Source organism: Pantoea brenneri (assembly GCF_038594305.1).
Lineage (GTDB): Bacteria > Pseudomonadota > Gammaproteobacteria > Enterobacterales > Enterobacteriaceae > Pantoea > Pantoea brenneri.
Map to the genome: position 1 here is coordinate 1 of NZ_JBCGBG010000008.1, position 15,859 is coordinate 15,859.

The 15,859-nt window shown below is 54.9% G+C and carries 13 protein-coding genes and 1 pseudogene; 8 read left to right on the top strand and 6 right to left on the bottom strand.

From position 1 onward, the window contains the following. Nucleotides 1–131: 131 nt before the first annotated feature. The 6 genes and pseudogenes from AABB92_RS20450 to AABB92_RS20475 all read left to right on the top strand — a co-directional run. A pseudogene (locus AABB92_RS20450) lies at nucleotides 132–866 on the top strand (membrane-bound PQQ-dependent dehydrogenase, glucose/quinate/shikimate family); the annotation flags it as partial. Between the two features lie 143 nt (nucleotides 867–1,009). Next, nucleotides 1,010–1,582 (top strand): pyridoxamine 5'-phosphate oxidase family protein, encoded by a 573-nt coding sequence (locus AABB92_RS20455; protein WP_031378131.1) that lies wholly within the window; start codon nucleotides 1,010–1,012, stop codon nucleotides 1,580–1,582. A gap of 63 nt (nucleotides 1,583–1,645) precedes the next feature. Then, nucleotides 1,646–2,575, top strand: a complete 930-nt coding sequence (locus AABB92_RS20460; protein ID WP_046289437.1) for an alpha/beta fold hydrolase — start codon at nucleotides 1,646–1,648, stop codon at nucleotides 2,573–2,575. Between the two features lie 284 nt (nucleotides 2,576–2,859). Next, nucleotides 2,860–4,323 carry a YsnF/AvaK domain-containing protein gene (locus AABB92_RS20465; protein ID WP_031378186.1) on the top strand — a complete coding sequence of 488 codons (1,464 nt, stop codon included), beginning with the start codon at nucleotides 2,860–2,862 and terminating at the stop codon, nucleotides 4,321–4,323. Between the two features lie 427 nt (nucleotides 4,324–4,750). Then, nucleotides 4,751–4,981, top strand: coding sequence for a type II toxin-antitoxin system VapB family antitoxin (vapB, locus tag AABB92_RS20470; protein WP_031378187.1), 231 nt, complete (start codon nucleotides 4,751–4,753; stop codon nucleotides 4,979–4,981). Next, complete coding sequence (locus AABB92_RS20475; protein WP_031378188.1) at nucleotides 4,978–5,394, top strand: type II toxin-antitoxin system VapC family toxin; 417 nt, start codon at nucleotides 4,978–4,980, stop codon at nucleotides 5,392–5,394. The genes vapB and AABB92_RS20475 overlap by 4 nt, the downstream gene beginning before the upstream one ends. Before the next feature lie 105 nt (nucleotides 5,395–5,499). Here AABB92_RS20475 and AABB92_RS20480 read toward each other — a convergent pair whose 3' ends face one another. Then, nucleotides 5,500–5,793 (bottom strand): MBL fold metallo-hydrolase, encoded by a 294-nt coding sequence (locus AABB92_RS20480; RefSeq protein ID WP_238585863.1) that lies wholly within the window; start codon nucleotides 5,791–5,793, stop codon nucleotides 5,500–5,502. Between the two features lie 596 nt (nucleotides 5,794–6,389). Between AABB92_RS20480 and AABB92_RS20485 the strand changes: the two genes are divergently transcribed. Next, nucleotides 6,390–8,588 carry an S-type pyocin domain-containing protein gene (locus AABB92_RS20485; RefSeq protein WP_275451635.1) on the top strand — a complete coding sequence of 733 codons (2,199 nt, stop codon included), beginning with the start codon at nucleotides 6,390–6,392 and terminating at the stop codon, nucleotides 8,586–8,588. A 9-nt stretch (nucleotides 8,589–8,597) separates the two neighbouring features. Continuing rightward, nucleotides 8,598–8,888, top strand: a complete 291-nt coding sequence (locus AABB92_RS20490; RefSeq protein WP_031378219.1) for a hypothetical protein — start codon at nucleotides 8,598–8,600, stop codon at nucleotides 8,886–8,888. Nucleotides 8,889–9,040: 152 nt separating this feature from the next. On the opposite strand, the gene AABB92_RS20495 is transcribed toward AABB92_RS20490, so the two are convergent. The 5 genes from AABB92_RS20495 to alsS all read right to left on the bottom strand — a co-directional run bounded on the left by AABB92_RS20495 (nucleotide 9,041) and on the right by alsS (nucleotide 15,849). Continuing rightward, nucleotides 9,041–9,880 (bottom strand): MBL fold metallo-hydrolase, encoded by an 840-nt coding sequence (locus AABB92_RS20495; protein ID WP_031378218.1) that lies wholly within the window; start codon nucleotides 9,878–9,880, stop codon nucleotides 9,041–9,043. Between the two features lie 163 nt (nucleotides 9,881–10,043). Next, on the bottom strand, nucleotides 10,044–11,357 hold the full coding sequence (locus AABB92_RS20500; protein ID WP_046289438.1) for a CitMHS family transporter: 1,314 nt from the start codon (nucleotides 11,355–11,357) through the stop codon (nucleotides 10,044–10,046). A gap of 357 nt (nucleotides 11,358–11,714) precedes the next feature. Beyond that, entirely contained in the window at nucleotides 11,715–13,166 is a 1,452-nt protein-coding gene (locus tag AABB92_RS20505) for a flagellin N-terminal helical domain-containing protein (protein ID WP_031378217.1), read from the bottom strand. Between the two features lie 206 nt (nucleotides 13,167–13,372). Further along, nucleotides 13,373–14,146, bottom strand: a complete 774-nt coding sequence (locus AABB92_RS20510; RefSeq protein ID WP_031378216.1) for a (S)-acetoin forming diacetyl reductase — start codon at nucleotides 14,144–14,146, stop codon at nucleotides 13,373–13,375. Between the two features lie 23 nt (nucleotides 14,147–14,169). Then, the gene (gene alsS, locus AABB92_RS20515) at nucleotides 14,170–15,849 is read right to left on the bottom strand and encodes an acetolactate synthase AlsS (protein WP_046289440.1); all 1,680 of its coding nucleotides are present in this window, start codon (nucleotides 15,847–15,849) and stop codon (nucleotides 14,170–14,172) included. Between the last annotated feature and the right edge of the window lie 10 nt (nucleotides 15,850–15,859).

Here is a 15,859-nt window from a genome sequence, read left to right on the forward strand (position 1 = left end):
AGTACCAGCGGACTGCCCACAGGATAATATGACGCTCAAAATGTCGGCCTTTGAAAGGATTCATGTGCTGCTCCTTCCGCTAAACAGTGGCATCAGTTTACCATCGCCAAATCTTTGCAACAGTGCCGGGCAAGGATATGTGGGGCGCGACGATGTTCGACCAGCTGGCGTGCCGCGTAATGTTCCATCGCCTGCGATATGAAGGCCCGTTTACGCCACCTTCAGAGCAGGGCACGCTGGTGTTCCCGGGTGATTTCGGCATGTTCGAGTGGGGCGGTATTGCGGTTGATACCGACCGTCAGATTGCGATTGCGAACCCGATGGCGATGCCGTTTATCTCACGGCTGGTCCCACGCGGACCGGGCAACCCGATTGAGCCTGGTGCGGCGGGTGCTGCCGGTTCCGGTTCGGAATCCGGCGTGCAGCATATGTATGGCGTACCTTATGGCGTTGAACTGAATCCGTTCCTGTCACCTATAGGTCTGCCGTGCCTGCAGCCGTCATGGGGCTTTGTCTCGGCGATCAATCTGCAGAATCATCAGATTGTCTGGAAGAAACGCATCGGTACGGTACGCGACAGTGCGCCGGTTCCGCTGCCGTTCAAAATGGGCGTGCCGATGTTAGGCGGCCCGGTGACCACCGCTGGCAATGTCTTCTTTGTTGCCGGAACGCTGGATAACTACCTGCGCGCCTACAGTGTGCGTGACGGCAAACTGCTGTGGCAGGCCCGACTGCCGGCGGGTGGTCAGGCGACGCCGATGACCTATGCAGTCAACGGTAAGCAATATGTGGTGATCATGGCCGGTGGACACGGCTCGTTCGGCACTAAAATGGGCGATACGCTTATCGCTTATGCGCTGCCGTAACCTGCGTTAATCTGTAAAATCACGCCCCCGTCGGTCTCGCCTGCGGGGGCTTTTTTTTGCTGACATTAGCGCGCTGACAGGTGAAGCCGTGGCTTCATTGCTACGCTTGAGCCGCCCCCCTTGCCACTGAGAGAGCAAAACGGATGGATCTGAAACAGATTGACGCCTCTGCCTGGACCACACTGAGCGATGCTGCCGCTGATCCGCAGGCGGAATTCCGCTACCTGACGCTGTGTACGGTTGATGCCGCCAGTCGGCCACAGGCGCGTACCGTGGTTTTACGTCAGGTTGATAGCCGCCTGCGCACCCTGACCTTTCATACCGATCTCCGCAGTCCGAAGTGGCAGGAGATGAGCGCCAATCCGCAGGTGACGGTGCTGGGATATGCCCTGCAGACCCGGCTGCAGTTGCGCCTGCAGGGAGAGGTCGGACTGTATGCCGGGGAGAGCGATATTGCGGATGCTGCGTGGTCCCGGTTACCGGCGCGGACCCGCAGCACCTACACCGGCGGCCCGCCGGGCGAGGTGTCTGACAGTGATGAGCAGGCTGCAGTGCCCCCAGCGGATGACGATGCCGGCAGGCAGCATTTCGGCGTAGTGGTGATGCGGGTCAGTGCGCTGGACTGGTATCAGTTACACCGGGAGAACAATCAGCGGGCGCTGCTGATCTACGCCACTGACGGTGCGTTGGTCAGTGGCCAGCAGATCACCCCCTGAGCAGACGGGTTTAATCCCGGTCTACACTGACTGAACAGACTTTTTTGAAACGACGAGGTCAGGGTGGGTTTAATCAGCAATCGGGGTCCGTCCCCGTTTATTCAGGGTTTTCAGTTGCAGGATGTCACGCTGGATAACGGCATCACGCTGCGCGTCGCCACTGGCGGCAGCGGGCCGGCGCTGGTGATGCTGCATGGTCATCCGCAGAATCACCTCTGCTGGCATAAGGTGGCACCAGTGCTGGCGCAGCATTATACCGTGGTGCTGCCCGATCTGCGCGGCTATGGCGACAGTGAGAAACCGGCCAGCGATGCGCAGCACCGGCCCTATTCAAAACGGGCGATGGCGCAGGATATTGCGCTGCTGATGACTGCGCTTGGCCACCCGCGCTTTGCTTTTGTCGGACACGATCGGGGAGCCAGGGTAGGCCATCGGCTGGCGCTCGATTATCCGGATCGCGTCAGCGCCTGTACCTTTATCGATATTGCACCGACAGCCACCATGTACCAGCAGACAGACAGGGAATTCGCCACCCGCTATTTCTGGTGGTTTTTCCTAATCCAGCCTGAGCCATTACCGGAAACGCTGATCGGGTCAAATACCGAATTCTTCCTGCGTCAGCATATCCGGGCGCAACTCAAAGTCGCTGATGCCACGCCTGAAGCGATTCTGAAAGATTACCTGCGCTGCTATCAGCATCCGGCAATGGTGCACGCGGTGTGTGAGGATTATCGCGCCAGTGCGACGATAGATTTAGAGGATGATGCTGCCAGCGCAGGAGAGCGAATCTGCTGCCCGCTGCTGTTACTGTGGGGAGAGCAAGGCACGGTCGGCCAGCTGTATGATGTGCCGCAAACCTGGGCTGACAAAGCCTCACATATTCGGGGGCGGGCGTTACCGTGCGGCCATTCGCCGCAGGAAGAGGTGCCATCAGCATTGCTGGCGGAACTGCAGGCTTTCCTGACCTCTGCCGAAGAAAAACAGCCTGATTAATCCGCAACCCCACAGCCTGGGCGAGCCACCGTTAATGATGTCATATTCACTGCCAGCCGCTGCGCTGGCATTTTTTTATCTGCCGCATCGCTTAACGGATTTTAGCGCCACGTTATCCTCATATTTCCATCTTTTTACGCTATTTCCTATCTTTTAGCTTCGCTTGTGCCAGGCTTTAAATTCTCATGAAGCAGTCACTTATGCTTCATGACAGGAAAAGTCACCATTATTTCTCTGCACGCTTATCCCAGCATAACTTTCTCAGGACTACGGGCAGGTTAACCATGAACGATCGACCGCCTGAAAAACCGGAGGCAGGGGAAAATGACCAGCGACTCAGGCTGGCGGAAGAGCAGCTTGAGATTTCGAAGCAGCAGGTCAGTGACGGCCATGTCCGGGTTACCCGGCGGGTGACGGAGCATGAAGAAAAAATCGCCCTGTTACTCAGGCAGCAGACAGCCGAAATAGAGCGAGTCCCTAAATCGGAACGGCTGACGTCAATGCCGGAAATCCGCGAAGAAAACGGCGTGATCATCATTCCTGTGGTTGAAGAGGAAGTTGAGATTATCCGCCGGCTGGTGCTGAAAGAGGAACTGCATATCCGCAAAGTGGTTAACCAGGTTCCGCTGGAACAGGTGGTCACCCTGAAAAAACAGCACGCTCAGATAGACAGACATCTGCAACCAAAACAGTCTGAACCCATCACCGAGGAGAAAACTATGGCGCGTGAAACAATCGTAACGATGTTCAGCAATGTCTCACTGGCAGAAGGCGCAAAGCGCAACCTGATCAAAGCGGGCTTCCTGGACGATGACATTGATATTATTTCCGGAGAGCGCCTGCGTACTGAAGGTCAGGAAGCGCGTCATCCTGGCTTCTGGCAGCGTCTGTTCGGCAATACGCTGGAAGAAGATCAGGCCGAAGTCTATGAAGATGCGATGCGGACTGGCGGCGTGGTGCTGTCGCTACGTGCAGATGAAGATCAGTTGCCGCGGGCACTGGGCATTCTTGATGCACATGAAGAGCTCACCGAGCGCAGCGCCGCCCTGCCGGAAGATTACGCCGCCGATGATGGCCTGACCACCGCACCGGGTGCCTCGCTGAATCAACCGACGCCGGGCAGCGATCTCACCGGCAATCCGGCCCATAGCGCGACCGTACGTCCTTCGCTGACCGGCGATGAAAGTGAAGAAGACGTGCTGCGTCTGGCCGAAGAGCGACTGGAAGTGGGAAAACGCCTGGTCAGCGAAGGCTCAACCCGGGTACGCCGCTACACGGTCACCGATCAGGTGTCAGAAAATGTGTCGCTGCGTGAGCAGCATGCGGAGATTTTCCGCCGTCCGCTGAGCGAAACCGGCGCGCCGGATCAGGTCGACTGGTCGGAAAAAACCATCGAAGTTGAAGAGACCCATGAACAACCGGTGGTGAATAAAACCGCGCAAATCATTGAAGAAGTGGTGTTGCGTAAAGAGCAGAGCGATCGGGTTGAAACCATCAATGACTCGGTACGTCGGCAGGAAGTGGATATTGACCGTGCCAGCACGGATAACGTGACCGGCAACCGCACTGCGACCGATCCGCTGCTCGACGCTACGCAGCAGGCCCGCACCGGTCACGACAGTCCGGCTGTATCGCCGGGTGGCCTCTCTGGCCGGGATCCAGCGCATAAAGAGGGCGTAATCGAGAAGGCAGGCGATAAAATTGCCGAAGCCAAAGATAAGGTTGAAGACAAATTCAAAAAGCCATAAGGCTGCGGCTGTATCCGGCTTAGTCCACTGCCCGTATTAGTGAATACGGGCATTTTTTTGCCTTCAGCGCAGCGGGGCGTTAACCCGCAACGCGTCCAGTTTGTGCATGACGACAAAAATTACCCCGCGATAGCATCTGGCCTCGCGCCTCGTTCAGCAAGGCTGGCAGGCTCACTAGAGCTATTCTGGCTGTTGTATGTTCCGGCAGCCGCTGATCTGATTTCAGACAGTTCTTTGCCGTAAAGAGGGCTTGTCTGCCTGTGCCCACTCTTCCCTTACCAATAAAGCGTTCCGGTGGTGTCTGCAATCTGCAGGTGTGCCAGCTATACATATGCTTTGCATCTGCATATACTTGGCCTATGCTTGGGGTGCTTGCTGGTATTGATGCACCCGCTTTGTACAGCATTTACTCTATGGGAGAAAAATCATGCGAACCGTATCAGTATTTAAAAATGGCAATAATCGCGCCATCCGTTTGCCGCGTGATATGGACTTTGAGGGGGTGAGCGAACTGGAGATCATCCGTGAAGGCGACAGCATCATTCTTCGCCCGGTACGTCCAACATGGGGCTCATTTATTCAGGAAGAGAAAGCGGACCCTGACTTTATGACAGAGCGTGAAGACGTTATCAGTGATGAAGGCCGCGTTGACTTATGAGTAAGACTTACATGCTGGACACCTGCATCTGTTCGTTCATTATGCGCGAGCAGCCGGAAGCGGTGATCAGACGTCTGGAGCAGGCGGTGCTGCGTAATCATCGTATCGTGGTATCGGCGATTACCTATGCCGAAATGCGTTTCGGGGCGATCGGGAAAAACGCTTCTCCGCGCCATGGAAAGCTGGTTGATGCCTTCTGCGCCCGCCTTGATGCAATCCTGCCGTGGGATCGGGCAGCGGTGGACGCCACTGCGGAAATTAAAGCGGCACTGGCTTCGGCCGGAACGCCAATCGGCCCTAACGATACCGCCATTGCCGGACACGCGATTGCGACAGGGGCCATTCTGGTGACCAATAATGTCAGGGAGTTTGAGCGGGTACCGGGCCTGGTGTTCGAAGACTGGGTGAAGTAAGCATGGGTTTTCCAGCCCGCTATTTAATCGCTCCGTGGATAAATAGCGGGCTTTATCCGGCTCAGTCTGCTGGCCAACCTGATCAATACAATAATTGGTTTGCTCTTAGCGCAGCGGGGCGTTAACCCGCAACGCGTCCAGTTCGCGCGCATCGTGACTGCAGAAAAAGGTAATCTCGCCGCCACGCTGGCAGGAAAGTTCGCGCAGCCGCTGCTGATTATGCCGGCGTGCCGCGTTATCCATCGCCATCATCCACTGGTAAAAACGCAGCCCCGGCGTGCAGTGGCGCGTCGGCTGGCGCATTTCAGCGCGATAAAACCAGGCGTCACCGCCGTGCAACAGCCAGCCATCAGGTTGCTGAATCGCTATAGCATTTCCGACTGCGCTTTGGTTCATCATATTCAGCATTATTCCTACAACGTTCGTAATCTCTTACTGAGTAATCAGGCTAATCATGGCGCTGCTGCGCATTGAGTTTTTTTATCGGTCTTCAGCGGGCCAGGATTACCTGTCTGTCTCAGCCGCTACCGCAAAACGCGTTTATTACAGCTATCAGCCTGCCCCCTTTTTATTTAAAAAAAAGTGAGATTTAACATCAAATATACAATTAAACCCCATGAATAACTAAAGTAGCAACTTATTGACGATGTTGGTTATTAAATGGATGGAATTTTAAGGTGAGCATAACGATCAGAATAAATAACGGAATGACGATCGCAAATAGACAAAGTGTGAACGGCTATGATTAAAGGGTAATGGCATATCATCTGTGATTATTAATCAGTGAAGGGCTATAGTGGTTAATATGAAGGTTCCTTCGACAATTAGTGAAGGTTAATAATTTCCGGCGAGGGGAACTATTCTTTGTGACGATTTTCAGGAGAGGCCCTGCTGTGCTTCAGAATACCCGGCATAGGAGTAATAACTGATATATATTCAGTCGATGCTCTATGGATTTAATGCTCTTATCAACCATAAGGAAGAGGTAAAGTAAGATGAGTAACAGCAACGACAAGGGTTCGATGACGGTTAGCGGATCTACATCTGATCCTAGCTCACAAAGTCCACGCGGAAATAGTGGTGGTTCTGGTAATACCCATTCTGGTGGAGGGAATACGTCGGGGAATATTAATTCAGCAAGCCTGCGCTCTATCGGAGATAAAATGGCGAGATCATCAGGCCTACAGCCCGTTGAGTTTATATCTTATTTTATCGAAGAGAACATAATGTATGGGCTGAGTAAAGTTGCCATAGTGGAAGTTAACGGAGATATTTCGCCTGCCTGGGTCGAGTTAGGGCCTGTCCCGGCAGACCTGAGAAATACCAGTAATAGTAAAGATATAATAGCGCAAGCTAACAGCAGTATCAGTGACACTTACCAGGCCGATATTTCAGACACACGTATAGCAGTCTTAAAGAAAATTATTGACGATAATGCCAACCTGGCAAACAGCACACAGGCAGGCAGGAGGATTACTGCAGCCCGGAACAAATCCTGGGAAGCAAAAAACGAACTCGGAATTATTCATTTTGTCCGCCAAAAGCGTCATGAAAAAGTGGCCTTAGCAGAAGCCCGCGCCAGAGCCGAAGCAGAAGCCCGTGCCAGAGCCGAGGCAGAAGCCCGCGCCAGAGCAGAAGCAGAAGCCCGTGCCAGAGCCGAGGCAGAAGCCCGCGCCAGAGCCGAGGCAGAAGCCCGCGCCAGAGCCGAAGCAGAAGCCCGCGCCAGAGCCGAGGCAGAAGCCCGCGCCAGAGCCGAAGCAGAAGCCCGTGCCAAAGCCGAGGCAGAAGCCCGCGCCAGGCTGGAAGCATTGCTCTCCTATATAGAAAGAATGAATAAAATAGATGCAGAAATGGCGGCCAGATACGTTGAAAGAGAAAGGATCAGAGCCGAAATGGATGCCAAATATGAACTCTTTGAAACAGCCAGTGTGATAAGAGCACCTTCTTATACGCCGGAAATGGTCAGTGCTGCTGAAGATGCATTGAATGCTGCGGGTGTGATGTCACTAAACAAAGCTCCAGCTACTGTACAGCTTTCCCTGGCAGGCAGAGGAGTATGGGGGGGGACGGGTGACACCATTGGCTTTATTGAGGCGAGTATTAGTTCCGCGTTAAGGCGACTAATAGCGAATAGTTTTATAGGTATAGCTGGCGTAACATTACCCTCCGTTTCTTTGCTGCTCTGGTCGACACCTGCAGGAGAAGGTTCCGCTAAAGTGCCAGACAGGGATATAGGGGCAATGTTTGCGCTTAACGCGCAGAATCTTATCGATAAAAATATAAAAATAGAGCCGGGTGTCACAAGTGTCAGCATGCCGGTACGCGGAAATCTGGTTTGGCAAAACCAACAGCTGGCGCTTCAGTTACTGAAAACAGATGATATATCTCTTTCAGCCACAGTACCTGTTCTGAATGCAATACGGGATAACATTACAGGCTTGGATCTTATTACCGTTCCAGCCGTACCCGGCGCACCGTCGCGTACTATCCTTGTAAACCCAGCCCCCATGTCAGAAGGAGAGTGGGATACTGGTAACCAAAATCCACAAGTACCATCGAACCCTATACTTGCCGGGGTGACAGTAAACCCGGTCGATTTCAACACGACAATTGAATCGATACGCATAGGGAATAGAAATTACTTCGTACAGACGCCTCTGATAACCGCAACACCGATTGCAGACATCAAAGGATTACAGGACTTTATTTACTGGCGTCCTGATGCGGCCGGAACGGGCGTTGAACCGGTCTACGTGGTACTGAGTAACCCCTATGGTGAAACCAATGCTACAGGAAAATATAGCGGTCGTGACTACAACACCGATAAAGCCGGAGGACCCATCCAGGAACTGGACTGGAAAACGGCTTTAATTGAACGTGAAGGTGTGGATAAAGTGAAATTGCATGTCGGACGGTTTGAAGAAGCACCGGAAAATGCGGTGATGATCGACAGACTGGAAAAGATTCTGACAGGAGAATTACAGGTTAGCGATACGGACAAGCGTTTTTATACGCACGAAATCCGGGAGCTGGAACGTTACAGGGCCTTAGGTATTGCAGATGTTACGGTTCCTGAAAATTGCTATGAAGTCTGGAACAACACCCACACGGCGACGTTAGAAGATTTCAAGTTGAGTTCTGATGAAAAGCTGTTGTATGTGCCTGAATCCTTAAATTCACAGAATAAATATTGAGGTATTAAAATGATTGATTTTGACACGATGGTCAAAAATGAGGATATGGCGGATGTTATTTTGTTTTTGGTTAGTCGTGGAGAAAACGGCATGGCGTATCCATCTATAGATCGTTTTTTTGGCAGGCATAATGCTGCCGAAAAGTATGGGTCGTATAATATTAAATTAATTCATGAGATAAAAAAACTTGAGATAAGTGGGCAAGTTTTCTCTGACCGATCTTATGGTTCTGGATGTCGGAAAGGCCCTGACTGGAAAGCCCCGGCTTTCGTGACCGAGAAAAAATACGGTATCGAGTAAATCATTGCTGCATAAACGCCATCTTTACGGATGGCGTTTTTATCATTACACCAGCCTGCTTTCTCATCACGGATCAGATGGAGAGTTTGCTGGTAATCCTGGTGTCTTGCTTAATCATTGGGAGTATCCACTACTTCGGCAGTTTAATGCTCTTAGCGCAGCGGAGCGTTAACCCGCAACGCGTCCAGTTCGCGCGCATCGTGACTGCAGAAAAAGGTGATCTCGCCGCCACGCTGGCAGGAAAGTTCGCGCAGCCGCTGCTGATTATGCCGGCGTGTCGCGTTATCCATCGCCATCATCCACTGGTAAAAACGCAGCCCCGGCGTGCAGTGGCGCGTCGGCTGGCGCATTTCACCGCGATAAAACCAGGCGTCACCGCCGTGCAACAGCCAGCCATCGGGTTGCTGAATCGCGATACCGGCATGGCCAGGCGTATGTCCCGCCAGCGGCACCAGCAAAATTTCCGGCGGCAGATCGCGCAATCCGTGCACTGCCTCAAAGCCAAACCACTTTTCCCCCTGCGGCTGATAGGTTTCCCAGTTGCTGATCCCGCCCCACTGGCCGGGACGATAGCGCTCACGCGACAGCCAGCTATGCCGCTGATGGGCAGTATCAACCTCTTGCTGAAGCAGATGAATGCGCGCCTGCGGGAAGTCCGTTAAGCCGCCAGCGTGATCAAAATCGAGATGGGTCAGAATAATGTGGCGCACATCCTCTGCCCTGAAACCCAGCGCGGTAATCTGTGCCAGCGCGGTCAGCTCATCGCGGCGCTGAATGTTATTCATGGCGCGGAAAAAACCGGACAAGCGGCTGCCGGGTGCCCGCATATCCTGACGGCCAAACCCGGTATCGACCAGCACCAGACCTTCGCGGTCGGTCTCAATCAGCAGACAGTGGCACACCAGTTGGGCCGTCAGGCCTTTGCTGAATCCGTCATAGAGCACGCCGCCCAGCGGGCACATACAGCCACAGTTGAGGTGGTGAATTTTCATCTGGCCTCCATAAGGTCAATACACAAGATACGACGCGGCCCGGCCAGCCTGGCGCGTGGCACGTCTGTCTGGCTTTAGAGTGTAGAAAGGGATGACGCAGTAGGCGGAGCGGTGCAGCGGATAACCGGGCAAAATTGCCGGTTATCCGCCAGAAATCTGTGATTTAGCGGTGGAACAGCGGGAATGCGCCGGTCAGGAGACCGCCAGCTATCAGCACCAGGCTGACCAGAATCCCCCACTTAATCGCAAAGCGCTGGTGATCGCCGATATCAACTTTCGCCAGTCCGACCAGCAGGTAGACCGACGGCACCAGCGGACTGAGCAGGTGGAACGGCTGTCCGACAATCGACGCGCGGGCGATTTCTTCTGCCGAAATGCCGTAACTGGCGGCGGTCTGGGCGATAACCGGCAGGATACCGAAGTAGAACGCGTCATTGGACATGAAGAAGGTGAAGGGCAGGCTGACCAGCGCAGTGAATAGCGCCAGATAAGGCCCGAAGCTGTGCGGGATCACCGCCAGCAGGCTCTTCGCCATCGCATCGACCATGCCGGTGCCGGAGAGAATGCCGGTGAACACGCCAGCGGCAAAAATCAGCGCGGTGACTGCCAGCACGTTACCGGCATGGGCACCAATACGCGCTTTCTGCTCTTCCAGTGACGGATAGTTGAGCATCACCGCAACCGCAAACGCCAGCATGAACAGGATCTGGATCGGCATCAAGCCAATCACCAGCAGCACCAGCAGCACGGTGGTCAGGATGAAATTAGGCCAGAACATTTTCGGTCGGCGATTAGCGGCACACTCTTCGGCATCACCCAGCCCCAGTTCGATATTATCCAGATGGTGATCTTTCAGGGTCATCACGCCTAAACGCTTACGTTCACGCAGGCCAAACAGCACCGCCATCGCCACCAGACTCATGCAGGCCATCAACATCGCGGGCAGCATCGGAATGAAGATATCGAGCGCATCAATGCGCAGTGCGGCTGCGGCGCGCGCCGTCGGTCCGCCCCACGGCGAAAGGTTCATAATGCCGCTGGCCAGGTTGACCAGGCAGGTCATCGCCAGCACGTTCATGCCAAGCCGCTGATAGAGCGGTAAGAAGGCGGCGATAGCAATCATGTAGGTGGTGGAGCTGTCGCCATCCAGTGAGACCAGTAGGGTCAGCACCGCGGTACCGACCAGCACCTTGAGCGGATCGCCGCGCACGATTTTCAGGATAAAGCGTACCAGCGGATCGAACAGGCCGGCATCAATCATCAGCCCGAAATAGAGAATAGAGAAAGTGAGCATCACGCCGGTCGGGGCCAGCGTTTTGACACCGTCCAGCATCATGGTGCCCAGGCCCTGATAAAAGCCGCCAATCAGCGCAAACAGGGTCGGGATCAGGATCAGCGCAATCAAGGCTGACATGCGTTTGGTCATGATCAGATACATGAAGCAAACAACCATCGAAAATCCCAGTATGGTCAGCAAATTAATGGCCCTCGTCATGGCTAAAAAGTAATAGAAAAGTTACGTAGTGCGATAAAAACTCACGTTATACTTAGCGCATTAATGGTTAACCTGTTGTTTTAATTAACCATGCACCTAAAGATGATAATAATTAGTTATCAGGATTTAGCATTTATTTAACAAAAAAGAGTGATCCCGATCGTTATTAAACGGTTGTTAAACGAGATTGTGTGATTGCGATCAACTGAGGCGCGCGATTTACCGGCTTTTCAGGGCCAGAGAAGGCGCAAAGCAACGGGTGAGTGTCTGGATGACGGGAGAGGGAACGGCAGCATAGCTGAGCCGGAAAGCTCAGCTATCAGGTGGAGAGTAACGGCGTTAACTGCCTAACAACTGCATGATCAATTCAGGCGACTTATTCGCCATTTTCATGACCGCATTCTGGCCCTGCTGAAGGATCTGACTGCGCGCCAGCTGGCTGGCTTCCTCTGCATAGTCAGCATCCTGAATCCGGCTGCGGGCCGTCGAGGTATCCACGCTCTGCTGAGACAGCACCGTGCGGTTGGACTCATAGCGATTTATTTTCGCGCCATAGGTCGACTGATAGCGGCTGACTTTGTCCAGCGCGCTATCCAGCGCGTGCATGGTGCTGCTGATATCACCCGGTGTCAGCAGAGTAGTGTTATTCAGCCCGAGCGCTTTGGTATCCGACGGCGTAGCCGGAATATGATCAGACTGTATCGGCTGACCGAAGTCGGCGCTGGTGATCACTTCTAATGGCTCGCTCTGATGCGGCGGCGTAACCGGACTCGCTTTTGGCTCAGGCAGATTTCCCCAGGTCAGGTTACTGGTGAATGAACCATTGCCGACCACCACCACAATCAGATCTTCGCTGACGGTATCCAGCGTAATGCGCTCCAGCCGGGTGCCGGTATTGGTGCCGTTGTTGAAATCGCCGCTGGCGACATCTTCATAGCGATCGCCGTCACCACTGTAGGTGATATTCATCCCGTTATAGCTGCCACTGTTACTGCCAGCCAGCGACCAGCTGGCTCCGCCTTCCAGCAGCTGCGAACCGTCATAGGCCGCGCCGCTGGCGAAGCCGTTGTTACTGGTCAGCAGGCGAGACTGCGCGGTGGCGTCATCGGTGATGCCTTTACTCATCCAGGTATAATCGGGCGCGCTGCCGTCAATCGGGGTGCCGGCCAGATGCTTACCGTCGCGGGTAAACAGCTGCAGATCATCATCCTGACCCAGTGAGTCAATGGAGATGGTGATGGCGGTCGAGCCGGCCGGGATATAGGCCAGCGGGATCACCCCGGAAGTAAACGAATAGCTCTTTCCCGCAACCGGGAATTTGGTGTTGATCGGCTGGACGTTGCCGAGCAGCGCTGGCGGCAGGTCCGGATCGTTAGTGGCTAACGGGTATTTACCGAAAATCTCCGTCTGGTCGGCAATCTCGTTAATGCCGGCCAGAATCTGCTGGTATTCGCCGTTGACGCTCTGGCGGTCGGCATCCGACAGCGTACCGGTCGCGGCCTGGATAGAGAGCGTTTTAGCCCGAATCAACAGGTCCGCTATGCTGCCCAGGCCACCGCCTGCCGTCTGGGCATAGCTAATGGCATCGTTCAGGCCGCGAGCGACCACACTATCGGCGCCAATGTTGGCCGTCATGCGGTTGGCAATCGCCTGGCCCGCTGCATCGTCTTTGGCACTGTTTATCCGCATCCCTGATGATAACCGTTCAATCGTTCTTCCCAGAACTGACTCAGTGCTGTACCGCATATTGTTCGTAAATGCGGCGGTTTCGTTATGGTTGATCGTTAACATAGTCGCTTCGAACAGGGAGTAGGGTCTGTGTTTTATCGGCATGACGATTAGCAGCTTTAACCTGCGAAGACGCATATTGTGGCTGTTATAGCGGTCGTACGGGCAAGTGGCTGAAGGCAGTGGGCTTTTTTGATAAAAAAATTTAACGATTCAGCAAGGGGAAAGCCTGCTACGCGCGGGCGCAGCAGGGGAGGGCGATGCGGCAATCAGTTAAACACCATGCCGCCGTCAATCAGTAACGCCTGTCCGGTCATGTAATCGGAGTCGGGACCGGCGAGGTAGGCGACACAGGCCGCCACATCTTCCGGCTCGGAGAGGCGTCCAAGGGTGATGCGTTTGGCAAACTCACGGGTGCCATAACCGGCGGGCTGACCGGCCGCATCGGAGATCTGCCGGTCAATCTCATCCCACATCGGTGTTCTGACAATGCCAGGGCAGTAGGCGTTAACCGTGATGCCTGACGGAGCCAGGTCTCGGGCCGCTGTCTGGGTCAGGCCCCGTACCGCGAACTTACTGGAGCTGTAAACGGCCAGTTCCGGGTTACCGACATGGCCAGCCTGTGAACAGGCGTTGATGATTTTACCGCCGTGTCCTTCCGCGGCGAACGCCTTGATGGCGGCCTGCATGCCCCAGATCACCCCTTTCACGTTGACGTTGTAGACTTTATCCACCACCTCTTCGGTGATCCCGGCGATCGGTGTTGAGGGCGCGATGCCGGCATTATTGACGATGACATCGAAGCCGCCCAGCGCCTGACGAGCCTCCTCAACCGCATGCATCACCTGATCACGCTGGGAGACATCAACTTTCAGCGCCACCGCTTTACCGCCACTCTGAATGATCTTTTCTGCCACCTGGTGGGCAGTGTCAGGATTGAAATCGGCCACGGCCACGGCAAAACCGTCCCGGGCCAGCCGCAGGGCGATAGCTTCACCTATTCCCTGTCCTGCACCGGTAACAAACGCTACGTTGGTTTTCATCATCATATCCTTTCAGGTTGAAATTAAAGAAGCTGGCTCAGATGCAGCTGGCCCATCAGCAGAGGGTTGTCGGCATAATCGACCGGTACCGCCACCACGGCAGGGCCCTGAACATCCATCGCCTTACGCAGGGTCGGTTCAAGTTCTGCCGCACTGTTGACTGCAAAACCGGCGGCACCAAACGCTTCGGCGTAGACTTTGAAATCGATCGGGCCAAAATTCACCCCGGAGACGCGCTGGTATTTTTTCTGTTCCTGCATCGCCACCATGTTGTAGGCGTTGTCGACCCAGACAATGTGCAGAATATTGGCTTGCAGCCGTACCGCGGTTTCCAGCTCCATGCTGGACTGCAGGAAACCGCCGTCGCCCGATACCGACACCACTTTACGCTGCGGGTCGACCAGCCAGGCACCAATCGCCCACGGCAGCGCCACGCCCATGGTCTGCTGACCGTTGGAGATCATGATCTGGCGGGCGCGGAAGCTGTAGAGATAGCGGGCGATCCAGATGTGGAAGCTGCCCATATCGACGGTCAGGCTGACGTCACTGTTAATGATGTCCTGCATGGCGCGCACGATGCGTAACGGGTGCAGAGCAAACTGATTAAGGCTGGCACCCTGCATCGCCAGTAATTTGCGCTGATGTTGCCGATCTTCCAGCACGCTGGCCGCTTCCGGGCTGAGCTGAAGCGGTGCCGTGATCCGGCTTGCCAGTTTGCGCAATGTGGCAGCGATATCCCCGACCAGCTCGGCGTCCGGCAGATAGCGGTTGTCGGTTTCGGCGGGCATCACGTCAATGTGGATCAGGGTGGCGTTGCCGGTGTTCCACATTGCCGGTTCATATTCCACCGGGCTGTAACCGATGGTAATAATCAGATCCGCCTGTTGCAGCAGCCGGTCGCCCGCCTGGTTGTTGAACAATCCGACGCGTCCGGCAAAGCGGGAGAAATGTTCCTGTCTGACCGCGCCTGCCGCCTGATAGGTGCTGGTGACCGGAATATGGCTGCTGTTTAGCAGATGGTGAATCGCCTCGCTGTTTTCTGGCTGGCTCGCCATCAGGCCCAGCAGGATCACCGGGTTTTTCGCCGCGGCAATGGCCTGGCCGACGGTGTCGATCATCGCATCAGGCGCTGCGCCAAGCACCGGGCGGCCTTTGCTGCTGAGCGCCTTACCGGTGACCGGCTGATCAACGATATCCTGTGGCAGGCTGATGAACGCACCGCCGCCGCGGCCATGTTCGGCGTGGCGAAACGCATTCGACAGACATTCAGACAGCGCGGCCGGGTCGGTTACCTCAACCGCATATTTGGTGACCGGACGAAACATCGAAACGGTGTCCATGCTCTGGTGCACCTGCTTGGCGCTGTCAGAACGCTTCACGGCACCGCCAATCGCCACCACCGGATCGCCTTCGCTGGTGGCGGTTGCCATGCCGGTGATCAGGTTAGAACAGCCGGGACCGGAGGTGACCAGCGCGACGCCAGCGTTGCCGGTCAGCCGGCCCACCGCTGCCGCCATAAAGGCCGCATTGGCTTCATGGCGCACCGGGATGGTCTGAATCGAGGAATCCAGCAGCGAGTCGAAAACTTTATCGATTTTTGCGCCGGGAATACCGAACACGTGGCTCACGCCCTGTGCTTCAAGTTGCGCCACCACCAGGTCGGCACCGCAGGTCCAGAGTGTGTTATCGGTTGGGTTTTTCATCTTCATTCCT

Bases quoted from the DNA above. Each gene is read 5' to 3' on its own strand.
- AABB92_RS20455 (WP_031378131.1), top strand. From the start codon at position 1,010: ATGGATCTGAAACAGATTGACGCCTCTGCCTGGACCACACTGAGCGAT.
- AABB92_RS20465 (WP_031378186.1), top strand. From the start codon at position 2,860: ATGAACGATCGACCGCCTGAAAAACCGGAGGCAGGGGAAAATGACCAG.
- vapB (WP_031378187.1), top strand. From the start codon at position 4,751: ATGCGAACCGTATCAGTATTTAAAAATGGCAATAATCGCGCCATCCGT.
- AABB92_RS20475 (WP_031378188.1), top strand. From the start codon at position 4,978: ATGAGTAAGACTTACATGCTGGACACCTGCATCTGTTCGTTCATTATG.
- AABB92_RS20480 (WP_238585863.1), bottom strand. From the start codon at position 5,793: ATGATGAACCAAAGCGCAGTCGGAAATGCTATAGCGATTCAGCAACCT.
- AABB92_RS20485 (WP_275451635.1), top strand. From the start codon at position 6,390: ATGAGTAACAGCAACGACAAGGGTTCGATGACGGTTAGCGGATCTACA.
- AABB92_RS20490 (WP_031378219.1), top strand. From the start codon at position 8,598: ATGATTGATTTTGACACGATGGTCAAAAATGAGGATATGGCGGATGTT.
- AABB92_RS20495 (WP_031378218.1), bottom strand. From the start codon at position 9,880: ATGAAAATTCACCACCTCAACTGTGGCTGTATGTGCCCGCTGGGCGGC.
- AABB92_RS20505 (WP_031378217.1), bottom strand. From the start codon at position 13,166: ATGTTAACGATCAACCATAACGAAACCGCCGCATTTACGAACAATATG.
- AABB92_RS20510 (WP_031378216.1), bottom strand. From the start codon at position 14,146: ATGAAAACCAACGTAGCGTTTGTTACCGGTGCAGGACAGGGAATAGGT.
- alsS (WP_046289440.1), bottom strand. From the start codon at position 15,849: ATGAAAAACCCAACCGATAACACACTCTGGACCTGCGGTGCCGACCTG.